This is a genomic window from Micromonospora sp. A200, assembly GCF_029893845.1.
Classification (GTDB): Bacteria; Actinomycetota; Actinomycetes; order Mycobacteriales; family Micromonosporaceae; genus Micromonospora; species Micromonospora purpureochromogenes.
In genome coordinates, this window is record NZ_JARXXY010000071.1 from 1 (window position 1) to 11,603 (window position 11,603).

12 protein-coding genes are annotated in these 11,603 nt (G+C 68.1%); 7 read left to right on the forward strand and 5 right to left on the reverse strand.

What is annotated here, in order from left to right:
• Positions 1–189: 189 nt before the first annotated feature.
• From M2302_RS32500 to M2302_RS32510, 3 genes are all read left to right on the forward strand, one after another.
• Positions 190–738: an ATP-binding protein gene (locus tag M2302_RS32500; RefSeq protein ID WP_280841626.1), complete on the forward strand. Its 549-nt coding sequence runs from the start codon at positions 190–192 to the stop codon at positions 736–738.
• A gap of 126 nt (positions 739–864) precedes the next feature.
• Positions 865–2,439 carry a hypothetical protein gene (locus M2302_RS32505; protein ID WP_280841615.1) on the forward strand — a complete coding sequence of 525 codons (1,575 nt, stop codon included), beginning with the start codon at positions 865–867 and terminating at the stop codon, positions 2,437–2,439.
• 332 nt (positions 2,440–2,771) lie between these two features.
• A complete protein-coding gene (locus tag M2302_RS32510) occupies positions 2,772–3,965 on the forward strand; it encodes a hypothetical protein (protein WP_280841616.1) in 1,194 nt (397 codons plus the stop codon).
• A gap of 535 nt (positions 3,966–4,500) precedes the next feature.
• On the opposite strand, the gene M2302_RS32515 is transcribed toward M2302_RS32510, so the two are convergent.
• Positions 4,501–4,806 carry a hypothetical protein gene (locus tag M2302_RS32515; RefSeq protein ID WP_280841617.1) on the reverse strand — a complete coding sequence of 102 codons (306 nt, stop codon included), beginning with the start codon at positions 4,804–4,806 and terminating at the stop codon, positions 4,501–4,503.
• An 869-nt stretch (positions 4,807–5,675) separates the two neighbouring features.
• Between M2302_RS32515 and M2302_RS32520 the strand changes: the two genes are divergently transcribed.
• On the forward strand, positions 5,676–6,008 hold the full coding sequence (locus M2302_RS32520; protein ID WP_280841618.1) for a transposase: 333 nt from the start codon (positions 5,676–5,678) through the stop codon (positions 6,006–6,008).
• A gap of 74 nt (positions 6,009–6,082) precedes the next feature.
• Here M2302_RS32520 and M2302_RS32525 read toward each other — a convergent pair whose 3' ends face one another.
• Positions 6,083–7,333 carry an IS110 family transposase gene (locus M2302_RS32525; protein WP_280841619.1) on the reverse strand — a complete coding sequence of 417 codons (1,251 nt, stop codon included), beginning with the start codon at positions 7,331–7,333 and terminating at the stop codon, positions 6,083–6,085.
• 470 nt (positions 7,334–7,803) lie between these two features.
• Here M2302_RS32525 and M2302_RS32530 point away from each other — a divergent pair, with 470 nt between their 5' ends.
• Positions 7,804–8,193 carry a hypothetical protein gene (locus M2302_RS32530; protein WP_348529490.1) on the forward strand — a complete coding sequence of 130 codons (390 nt, stop codon included), beginning with the start codon at positions 7,804–7,806 and terminating at the stop codon, positions 8,191–8,193.
• A gap of 71 nt (positions 8,194–8,264) precedes the next feature.
• The gene (locus tag M2302_RS32535) at positions 8,265–8,747 is read left to right on the forward strand and encodes an SUKH-4 family immunity protein (RefSeq protein WP_280841621.1); all 483 of its coding nucleotides are present in this window, start codon (positions 8,265–8,267) and stop codon (positions 8,745–8,747) included.
• A gap of 600 nt (positions 8,748–9,347) precedes the next feature.
• Here the strand turns inward: M2302_RS32535 and M2302_RS32540 are convergent.
• Both M2302_RS32540 and M2302_RS32545 read right to left on the reverse strand, forming a co-directional pair.
• Entirely contained in the window at positions 9,348–9,809 is a 462-nt protein-coding gene (locus M2302_RS32540; protein WP_280841622.1) for a hypothetical protein, read from the reverse strand.
• A 24-nt stretch (positions 9,810–9,833) separates the two neighbouring features.
• The gene (locus M2302_RS32545) at positions 9,834–10,313 is read right to left on the reverse strand and encodes a hypothetical protein (protein ID WP_280841623.1); all 480 of its coding nucleotides are present in this window, start codon (positions 10,311–10,313) and stop codon (positions 9,834–9,836) included.
• Positions 10,314–10,569: 256 nt separating this feature from the next.
• On the opposite strand from M2302_RS32545, the gene M2302_RS32550 reads away from it, so the two are divergent.
• A complete protein-coding gene (locus M2302_RS32550) occupies positions 10,570–11,244 on the forward strand; it encodes an HNH endonuclease family protein (protein ID WP_280841624.1) in 675 nt (224 codons plus the stop codon).
• 62 nt (positions 11,245–11,306) lie between these two features.
• On the opposite strand, the gene M2302_RS32555 is transcribed toward M2302_RS32550, so the two are convergent.
• Positions 11,307–11,603: hypothetical protein (locus tag M2302_RS32555; RefSeq protein WP_280841625.1), on the reverse strand; the 297-nt coding region annotated here is incomplete at its 5' end.

Sequence of the window (11,603 nt, forward strand, 5' to 3'; positions counted from 1 at the left end):
GCGCGGGTGCGTTCACGTCGAGCGACGGCGAGGCGTGCCACGTCAGTATTAGCGTGACGACGGGACGATCCCGGACAGAGACCAGGCCAGCGGCGCGTGCCAGCCCTGACCCCAAAACCCGACGTCGTTGTTGACCACCATGGTCCAAGCGGGCCGACGGTCGGACACGTGGCGCCCGAACCGGCTCAGGTGACCGCCGTCGGACTGACCGGGGACGCTGGTTACGACTTCGTCCTCGCCGTCCACGAACTGGCCACCAACGCCGTACGGCACGGAGGGGGCCGTGGACATCTCGAGCTGCGCCGGCAGGACGATGTTCTAACCTGCGAGATCATCGACCAAGGGCCGGCGCCGGGTCACCTGCCGGTGCGACTGCCCGCGGTCGACACCGCCGGCGGACGCGGGCTTTGGCTGGCCCACCAGCTGACCGAGGGCCTCATCCTCACCCGTCGCCTCGATGGCGTGACCGCCACCGTGACCGCTTGCCTGGAACCGACCATCAGCGACCACACTGCTGCGGCCAGATCCCGCCGCCGCACGCGCATTCGCCTTCGGCGAGCCCAACTACCAGGTCGGCGTGTACCGCGACGTGCTGCTGCGCCGGTGGCGCAACACGCTGGGGGGCGCTGGGGCCGTCACATCGTCTGCTCTCTTGGCCCGCCATCCATCGCGTCATTCACAGGCGATCCTGTCGACCTGCGCACCCTGCCGGCGTCAACCGGCGGGGAGTTGTGGTGAATCCTCCCGCGTATCCGCGGTTTCGGGGATCCTGCAAACGTCGGATGAAGGTGGGAGGGCAGGGCCGAGATGGTGCTGGAGGGTCGTCGGGGTGTTGCTCTGCTTGTGCTCGCCGCGGTGCCACCGATGGTGGAGATGGCCATGCTTGTCGGGGCCGGGTTTTATGCCGCCCAGGCGCTCGCGCCGCAGTCGACAGCGGTGTGGCCCTACGATTCCTATCATGACCTGCGCTGGTTGTTGGTTTACCACGACTCCTGGCAGGCGTTCGTGGCGGGGTTGCTGGTCGTCATTGTGGTGCGGGGGCTGCTGTCCGCTGCTTTGACCGGGCTGTCTTGGCCGCAGCGGGTGCCTCGCCCGTCGATCCGCTGGCTGGTTAAGCGCAACTTGGAAGTCGCGGCCCTCGCCACGGTGATCATCTCGCCGTGGGCGGCGTTATCCGTCGCCTTCTCCGCTGTCGCGCTGTCGTGGTATCTGTTCGCCTCGGTGATCCCGATGCTGGTCATCGCTCCGTTCCTGCAGCGCGCCGGGGTCGTGGCTCGCTGGTGGAAGGGGCTGCCGTCGGTTCAGCTGCTGGCCTGGTCGATCGTGAACTTTCTGGTGATCACCGCTGCCAGCGCGGCGATCGTGAGCGTGCCCGACTGGTGGCGGGTCCCGGTCGCCGGGCTGGCGGGTGCCGCCAACGGACTGCTGTGGAGACGCACCGTGACCGCCGCGGCGCTGCACCGGCGGCTGCGGTGGGCCACTGTTCCGGTTGCGCCGCTGGCCATCGTTGTGACAATGGTCGCCGCGGTGGGGGTGCCGCCGCTGCTCGGCGTCGCCTCCGGCACCACGGGGCAGTGGCGACCGCCGATTGTGGTCGAGCCGCTGCCGCAGCGGGTGCCCTACGCGGTGATCGTGCTCGCCGGCTTCGAGTCCAGTTGGAACGGGCAAGAACCGGCCGATCCGCGAGTTGAACGCTTCTCGTACCGCGGACTGGACCGCAACCGTCGCCCACTGCCGTACCCGTCGCAGGCCACCCACCGGTCGCTGGACTCCAGTGCTGTACTGCTCGCCGCCCAGGTCGACGCGCTGCACGCGCGCACCCGCCGACCGGTGGCGCTGGCCGGCGAGAGCGAGGGAGCGCTGGTGATCCGCACCTACCTCGAGAAGCTCCCCCGCGGGCCGGTCGAGGCGGCCCTGCTGTTCAGCCCCCTGATCTTGCCCGGGCGCGTCTACTACCCTCCACCCGGCCACGAGGGTTGGGGGGTTGTCACGGGGTGGCAGCTACGGGCGATCGCGGCGATAACAAACCTGACGCGACGGGTCGACAATGATCCCGACGAGCCGTTCGTGCGGTCGGTGATCGTCGAGGCGCCCTTCTACCGCAATCGGATCCTCTGCCCCGTGCCCGAGGTGCGCATGATGGCCTTCCTACCGCTGATCAGCGCTGCCGAGGCGCCGTCAGGGGAATACACCCACATCCCGGTGGTCGAAGTACCCGCCCTGCATGGAGGACTGCTGAGCCGCCGGAGCATTCACGAACGTGCCATCGCGTTTCTCTCCGGAGAGCCCGTCAGCCAGCCGTGGCGAGGATATGAGCTGCTGCAGCGGCTCGGGGCGGCCTGGCAGGCGCCACCGCTCGTGCTGGCCCTCAACCCCATCTGGGTCACCACCCGGGAGGGAGACCCGGCATTGAGCGGCCGCATCTGTCGACCGCGATAGGCCTCCACTGCACGGGCGCTGACACCAGAGGCGAATCCCGAACCAGGGAAGCGGGTGTGCCTGCCTCGGCTTTTGCGGAGAACCCCGTCGGTGCCTTGCTCCGCATCCACCTGTGGGCGGGCAAGGTCCGACGTTGGTGGTTGGGCGGGAGGCAAGCGGCGAGGGGTCAGTGGCTGACCGGGCGGTACGGCGCGGCCGGGCCGGCTCCCGCGCAAACCGCTTCTGCACCGCGCGAGGGAATGAGAGCGCTGTAACGCTGGCATCCGGCGTAGCGCTTGATCGTAAGGTCAGCTAGCTGTCCGCACCTGCGCTTTCCGAGGAGGCCAGCCACCGTGGCCGAGAGATCGACCGCTCGTTCCGCCGATGGAGCTGCCCAAGATCACGACAACCCGGCGAGTCTCATAGACAGCTGGATCGGTCGACGGTCGCGGCTGGAAGCAAGCGATTCCGACTCGTCGTACGTGCAGCAGGGAGCAGCCGCGCCGCAGTGGCGCGAGGACGTGTCGGACCAGTATCAGGAGTCGCGCCAGCCCGAGAACACCGGCGAGCACCAGGGGCGACCCGCAAGGCAGCGGGCATACCCGCAGTACGAGGATGAGTACGAGCAGTGCGCCGGAGCCCACTCCCAACATGAGCATCCCCAGCGGCGGTCCGACCCACTCGTCTACCAGTACGCCGAGCACGACCAAGCCTATCGGGAGGAACGCCGGGCCCAGGAACCGTACGGACCGACCGATGCCAGCTCGGTCCACGAGGACGCGTACGCCGCGCAGCAGGAGTGGTACGCGCAACCGGAGGCGGGCTACGCCCACGAGGAGTACTACCCGCACGCTGATTCCGCCGGCCGCAGCGAGTACCGCCGTGAGGAGTCCGACGCGCGAGGCCTCGAGGCGGACGAGGGCGGGCGGCCCCGAAGGACGCACAACCGGGAGCTTGGTGCCAGCTTACGGCCAGCCAGCCGGCGGCGCTGGCTGATCCCGGTCGGCGCGCTCGCGGTGGGGGCGCTGCTCGCCGCTCTGGCGCTCACGTGGGAGTCGGGTCGAACGCCCGAAAGTGGGCTGCCGGTGTCGGCGGCCACCACCGCGCCGGATCCGTTTGAGGAGCCGGTCACCCCGGGGGAGATACCGTCGATGTCGCCAAGTTCCGCGACACCGGGCGGCTCCTCCGCACCGCCCAGCGCCACACCGTCGGCTAGGCCTTCCGTCACGCCCAGCGCCACACCGTCTGTCACGCCTTCCGCCACGCCGACCCCTACCGCGGCCAGGCCGACGCAGACCCGGAGCCCGAACCCGGTCCTGCTCGGCCCATCGAGCAGCCGCGGGGTGGCGAACATGGCCCAGCGGTACTGCGATCGGTACACCGGGGGCTCAGCGGACCCCCGCGACGACGGCCGTTGGCAGTGTACGAGGCTTCTCTCCGCGTCCATCGTCGACATGGACGTCGCCTGCCGCGACACGTTCGAATCCGGCGCCTACGCACAGACGTCGAATTCCGGCGATCCCTACGCCTGGCGGTGCTACCGCTGATCAGCCGCGCTGAGGTAACGCGGCGCGTCGGTCGACACCAGGTGGAGGTGGTGGGTTCGGCGGCTGGGTGGGGCACCGGACCGATTCGCAGGGCCCGCTCGGCGCCGGTCTGACAGGAACCGCGAGCCGAGCTACGCATCCTCGCCCGGGCCTGGCTCCGCATCATCTGGCGATGCTGGCAAGACCACACAGCCTTCCAGCCCGACCTGCACCGCTCCCGCCAACGCCGCCCCGGCTTGATGACATAGGGCACTCCTATGGATGTCAAGCACCGCCGGCCGTCTCGCTGTCGGGGCTTGACCTCTTGTCCCGACCTGCCGGCAAGGCGGGCTGGGCAGGGTTCTGTACGAGATCAGGCAGCATGCAACCGCTCCTCGTGGTCCTGCTCGGCCGGGTTGGTTGCTGTATTTACCTGGCCAAAACCGGTTACAGAGACCGACATACTGCCGGCAGCCTGGCCAGGCCATCTCGTCGCGACAGGAATAGCCTGACCAAGCTTTAGCTCAACCGGCCGTTGCCGGTGGGGCCGTACTCGTCAGGGCCATATCCTGCACTTCGCCTTCGCGTCCAGGTACGTGGCCGTGCGGCCGCTGTCGTTCCACAGCCTGTTGGCGCAACTCCCGCTGAGTTTCATTTGCACACCGTTGAGGTCGGTGTACCAGATGTTGATTGTGCCCGACGGACAGGTGTAGAAGGCGGTCTTGGAAATTGTCTCGGTGCCGTAAACAGTCCAGCATTTCCAGATCTCTTGCCGCGTCTCGGCTGAGGCCGCCGAGGGCATCGCCAGAAGTGCCGCGACGAGCGTCGTGGCCCCGACGAGGCCGCGGATTGTTTTTCTCATTGTTAACCTCCCAATTGATTGTCGCCTTCCAATGTGTACCGCAGTTCAGTCTGCCGAGGAGGGGTTGACCGCGGGTTGACCGTGGACGCCGCGCGGTTGACTATCCGTGCCGGATGCCGCGCTAGGACTGCGGGGTCATCCCGTACGTATCGCCCCCACGCAACCGCGGCCATCCGAGGCACCCTCCCCGCCCTCATCCGGCAGGCCGCCGCGTCCTCATCTCCCGCCAATGGTCCGGCAAGACCTCGAATCGTCTGCCGGTACAGAAGCTGACCCGGCCACAGGAGGATTGGCGGCCTCTCGGTGACTCCGCCGACCGCAGCGTCGCTTAACGACGGAGGTGGCCACGACGAAGCGCGCCCCGGTGCTACGGCTTGGGGCGACCGGGGCGGCACGGCTCAGCCTCGGTCAGTCACCCGGTTGCCTTCGGGCCGGGACATAAGTCGCGCTAGGAGGCAGGAGGCCTGGACACGGCTTCGTATCCTTTTGGCGTGCTCGTAATGTCAGCAGGCAATCGTCACGGACTGGCCTCAAGCCTGGGGCACCGTCTCGGGCGCCATCCTTTCAGCCCTAGCCGTAGTTATTGCGCTCCTTGTCGTACGCAACGACCGCCGAACACGGCGCGAGGACAAATACCAGCTGACTCGGTTCACGCAAGACTCATAGACATAGGAGTTACGGGGGGCTTACGGAGACAGAGAGGCGGGACGGCATGAGTTTTCGTTCGCTATCATCAACAACAGTGATAACAGAGTCACGGCGGTCGAGGTGAGGTTCCCGTAGACGGCACCCTCAGAGGGTGTTTGAGAAGGTCTGTTGTGGACGGCGTGGCGAGATGAAACCTGCTGGCAGGTCGGGCGGAGTGGCACGTGTCTGCGCCTCGTGGCTACCCCTCAGACCTGACCGATGCCCAGTGGGCGCTGATCGAGCCGCTGTTGCCGGAGCCGAACACGGACGGCCGCCGGGAGAAGCATCCGCGGTGGGAGATGGTCAACGCGATCCTGTACGTGGTGCGGTCGGGGTGTCCGTGGCGGTACCTGCCGGCTGACCTGCCGCCGTGGCAGACGGTGTACTGGAACTTCACCCGGTGGGAAGAAGCCGGGGTGACGGAGAAGCAGTTGGCCACGCTGCGGGTCAAGGCTCGGGTGCAGCAGGGCCGGGCGCCGGAGCCTCGACGGGGATCACCGACTCGCAGAGCGTGAAGGGCGCCGACACGGTCGGCACGGACAGCCGAGGCTACGACGCTGGGAAGAAGACATCCGATGCGGAAGTGCTGTCAAGCAGCGGAAGGTAGTCGCTGGTTGGCGACGGTGGGGAAGGCGACGGTTTCGTTGAAGGTGATGCGGTTGCTGAGGCAGTGGTGAAGGCAGCCGATCATGCGGTTGAACAGGTTGCGTTGGGCGGCGGTGTGTCGGTCGCCGGCTTGCCGGCGGCGGTCGTAGTGGGCTCTGGCGCCGGTGGAGTGGGTAAGGGCGGCGAAGGCCCAGACGTAGCCGACGGCGGCGAGTCGCTGGTTCTTGACCCGGCGAGCGAGGACGGCTCGGCTCTTGCCGGAGGCGCGGGTGACGGGCGCTGCTCCGGCGTAGGCCTTGAGACCTCTGGCGTCGGTGAACCGTGATCGGTCATCGCCGAGTTCGGCCAGGACGCGGGCGCCGCTGACGGCTCCGAGGCCGGGGAAGCTGGCGATGATCTCGGCATCGGGGTGAGCCTCGAACGCCTGCGTTGAGGCCTCTGCGAGGTCGTCAGCGCTGACACAGGCGGCTTCCAGCTGCCGCAGCAGGGCAAGAGACTGCCGTCCCATCGCCTGCTCGACCAGCGGCAGTTGCCGCATCTGCGGAACACGGAAAGCGTTGTGCAGCCGTTGCACCTCAGCGTCGATGGTGTTCTTGCGGCCGGCTTGCTTGAGCAGTGACCGCAGCTGGACACGGGTGAGTTTCGCAGCCTGTTCGGGCGTAGGCGCCGCCGCGAGCAGCACTCGGGCGATGGGGTGGGAGACGCCTTCACGGCGAACGCCGACCGCGGCGAGGTATCCGGGGAAGTACTCACGCAGATGCGAGCGGAGCTTGTTACCGGCCTGGGTGCGGTCCCAGACGGCGTCCTGCTGAGCTCGGGCGAGGACCGCGACGGCCTGGGCCAGCTCGGTGTCGGCGGGCAGCTCGCGGTGCGCGGCTGCGTCGGTGCGCAGGATGTTGGCGAGTGTCATGGCGTCGAGGTGGTCAGACTTCTTGCGGGTGAGCGTGTGTCGTTCGCGGTATCGGGCGACGGCCATCGGGTTGATCGCGTAGACCCGCCGTCCGGTGGCGCGCAGACACGCGACGAGTAGTCCTCGCGACGTCTCGATCGCCACGGGGATGGGGTGTTCGGCGCAGTCGCCGTGCTCGGCGAGGACCTGCAGCAGCTGCGCGAGGCCTGCGGCGGTGTCGTCGATGCGGGCCCGGACCAGCAAGGCCCCGGTGTCGTCGATGACGGCGATGTCATGGTGGTCACTGGCCCAGTCGATGCCGCAGTACACGGTCGGTTGATCCACGCTGTCTCCGTTGGTAGGCGCACGCTGGCTGGTCGTTGTCGTGCAGGGCACGCGGCTCCCTAATGGAAGGGCTCGGTGGCCCGACATCCGATTGGTCGTTCGTGACCCCAGCAGCCCGCGGGTCCCTCGGTCTGATCAGGAGCTCGTCGGCTCCCGAACACGGTGGGAGGTGATCCCCGCGGGCGACTCGAACCACGATCATCTTCGTTGTCATCGCGTCGTGAGGCACGTCGCCGGCGGCCAGCGTCAGCACCCGTCAGCCTTCTTTGAGGGCTGCAGGCACGGATCAACGGAGGACGTAGTGCTGGCGCTGGCCGGCCGACGACGGCCCCGCTGAAGTCGCCAAGCCGATCCACCCTCAGAACTCGCGCTCGAGTGACCAGCAGACTTCAGCGGCTTCAACTTCTGCCCATTAGATCAACGGTCGGAAGCGGTTCATCATCACCGACACCTTGGGCCTGTTGGTCACCGTGACCGTGATCGCTGCGAGCTGGCAGGACCGCGACGGTGCCAAGACCGCCCTGCTCAGTGCCTACATGGTCACCCCGATCCGGCATGTCTTCGCCGACCAGGGCTTCACCGACCGGCTGGTCGACTGGGCCCGCAACACCCTGCGCACCACGCTGGACTTCGTCCGCAAACCCGCCGACCAGCGCGGCTTCGCGGTGCACCCCCGCTGCTGGGTGGAACACACCCTGTCCTGGCTCACCGTCTGCCGCCGGCTGGCCCGCGACTACGAACGCCACCCGGCCGTCTCCGCAGCGCTGATCCGCTGGGCCGCCATCGCCGGCATGACCCGCCGTAACACCCGCGGCAAACCGGCACGGCGTCAAGCCCGCCGCACCTTCGCCTGGACCTGATCAGCCCCATCTCAAACACGCTCTTAGAGTGCGACCACGGCTACGGGCCGTGAATGGGAGGTTTGTAGAGGATGCCGGACCTGATTCGTTACTCGGAATCCGACCTGCGCCAGATCTTAGGCGGGGTCGTGCCACCTGGTGCTTCCGGGCTGCTCGACGTGGAACTGCCGCGGGAGGTGGATGTATTCTTCTCCGCTTACCCGATCGAGGCGGTAACCGTATCCACCGAGTTTCCGCTACGTCTGGCGATCGGCCGGGCGTGGCACGGGGTGTGTGAGGTTCAGATCGACCTCGCCGATGGATCGGTATGGTCAGTCGTCCCGGTCGAAAATGGCTCTCCGGAAATCACCTTTATGAACAGCGACATCGGTAAGTTCGTTGTTTTCCTCCGATACGCGAGCGAGATAGCCGCTCTCGCTGAGACAGAGAGTGGGCGGCCTTACCGTGAACGGGCCGAGGCAGTCAGGCGTGAGCTTGTCGCGGTCGATGGTCCTGCCACTATAGAGGGTGCCTGGTGGGCCGGGATCATCGAGGAAATGGTGGAAATGGGCTAGCGCTGGCTTGTTGTCCTCGGATCCTCGTCCTTGGGGGCTGGCAGCAGTCGGGGCGGTGTCGGTATACCCGCAGGTGGCGTCAAGTGCTACCTCCGTCGTTATCTGGTACAGGCACGCCTGCCGCAGGCGTCCTCCCCGTAGCCCGGGAGGACTTGGCCGTCGCTTTGGCTCACCTCCGCAGCAACACGCTCACCCAGTGACGGTAGGTGGCTGCTAGGCAACTGTGCTGCAAGCGGCGTGCCTGCCGTGCCGGTACTGCGAGCCAGGTAGGAAGAGCTGCTTGTCGTCTGCTGCTGGATGCCGGTGCAGCCGGTCCCCGCGCCGGCTGCTTGACGCGGGGACCGGTGGTCGGTGGCCTGCGGCCGGGCTGCTCCACCTGCACGTGGCCGTGGCCAGCAGCCGGGCGGCGGCCTCGCCGACCACCTCAGCTTCCCTACCAAGACGTTGGCGCGCCGCGGCCGCTCCCGCGGCTGTGGATAACTCTCTCACCGTGGATAACGCCCTGATCATGTTCCGGCTGTGCTAGCGCCGGACCCGGCACGCAGGCTTCATGGAGTCGAGAACCGGCCGTCTCTGCCTGGGTGACGGTGTTGGCGAGCGTCAAAACTGGCTGTTGAGCGGCGGTACGTCGGCGATGGCCAGGTCGAGGCGCGGGCGTCGGTAGCGGACGAGGTGGCGCCACCGGTGGTGCTCATAGGCGGTGTCGACCTCGATCTCCGCGGGCACGGCGGGGAGGACCGGGGTGTAGGGGAGGGGTTGGGGCCGGTCGAGCTGGCCCGTCCAGGAGGCGGGCAGCGGTTGCGGCCACGGAGGGGCGTCTGGTGCCGCGGTGTGAGGCGTGAGCAGGTCGACCAGCTCCGCCCGCTGGGCGGGCCGTAGGAAGTGAGTCCGGCCGGTGTAGCGGAGTCGTCCGTGCTCGTCGAGGCGGCCGAGCAGGAGCGTCTCCAGATTGCTGAGGCTGGGGGTGACGCCGCCGATGATGGCCTCGGTGGTGTGGTAGGCGCGGTATTTCTGCCAGCCGCGCTTGCCGGGCTCGTAGCGGCTGTCGAGCCGTTTGGTCATCAGTCCTTCGATGCCGGCGGCGGTTCAGGTGTGCAGCCATTCGGTGGCCTGCCCGACGTCGGTGCTCTGCGGGGACAGGGTGAGCTGTGCAGGGGCGTCGGCGAGCAGTGATGTCAGCAGGGCACGCCTTTCGGCGAGCGGCTTGTCCAGCAGGGGTAGGCCGGGCGGGGCGCTGAGGAGGTCGAAGACCACGTAGTGGGCGGGGTGGCTCCTGGCCAGGGCGTCGCGGCCAGTCCCGGCGGTGACCCGCCGCTGCAACTGGGAGAAGTCGGTCCGTTCTCCCGCCCACACCACGAGTTCCCCGTCCAGCACGGCGCCGGGTGCCACCGCCTGGTTGACCGCCTCGCGCACGTCCGGGAAGTAGGCGCCAAGGTCACGCCCGGCTCTGGACTGCAGATAGACCCCGTCCGGGTGGCGGAACGCCAGGGCACGCCAGCCGTCCCACTTCGGCTCATAGGACAGCCCATGGCCTGTCGGCACGATCCCGACGGGCTTTGCCAGCATCGGCGCGACCGGTGGCCGCAACATGCCACCGGCATCGGGTGGGCTGGCGCGCCGGCGGCCAGGGCTCACCGCGAGACACACCTTGGGCAGACCCGAACAGTCCTCACCTCCCTTCTCTCAGGGTTGGGCCCTGCGGCGGGCGGCGCAGGAAGATGCCGAACGGTCGATGGCTGTACGACATCCCTTTACAGGCATGCCCTTCGATCGACATGATCGTTAGAGACGGTAGCCATCCACCACCACGAGGAGGCCCGCCATGTCGAGCACCCAAACCTCTCCCCGATTCCCGCGCACCAGACGGCACGCTGCCGCGCTCGCCGTCGCGGCACTCGCGGGAACTCTGCTGGCCGGCTTGAACGCGCAGCCCGCGTCGGCCACGCCTCCCGGCATCCCGTCGAAGGCCACGGCGCAGTCCCAGCTGAACGCCCTGACGGTGGCGGCGCAGGGCTCGACGAGCGGCTACTCCCGGGACCTGTTCCCGCACTGGATCACCATCAGCGGCACCTGTAACACCCGCGAGCAGGTCCTCAAGCGCGACGGCACCTCCGTCGTCGTCGACAGCTCCTGCGCCGCCATCTCCGGCCGCTGGTACAGCCCCTACGACGGCGCCACCTGGTCGGCGGCCTCGGACGTCGACATCGACCACGTCGTGCCCCTGGCCGAGGCGTGGCGCTCCGGCGCCAACTCCTGGACCACCAGCCGGCGGCAGAGCTTCGCCAACGACCTCACCCGCCCCCAGCTGATCGCGGTCACCGACAACGTCAACCAGGCCAAGGGCGACCAGGACCCCTCGACGTGGCAACCGCCGCTGTCGTCCTACCGGTGCACCTACAGCAAGATGTGGATCACCGTGAAATACAGCTGGGGCCTGACCCTGCAGTCGACGGAGAAGTCCGCGCTGCAGAGCATGCTCAACACCTGCAGCTCCTGACGCACACCTCCGGCCGGCGGCGCCGTCTCTCGGGATGCGACCGCCGGCCGGGCCTTGAGCCGTCACTGGGGTGGGGACGAGGCGTCGCCGTCCTGCTTGCGCCAGCTGCCGCCAGCGTCCGCGGCGAGGAGGCGGTGGATCAGGGCGAGGGCTTCGGACTCGGTGTCGAAATCCCACCGCAGTACCCGACCCGTCTCGGCGTCGCCAGCGCGGGCGATGACCTTCCACCGGACCTCGCGGGTCAGCCACACGTCCCGTCGGCCCAGCCGTCCCCAGTGGGGTCGGGCCGAAGCGCGGTGCCGGGCTTTCGTCCGGTCCGTTTCTTCGGCCCGCCCTCCGAACCGGACGTGCAACTCTCG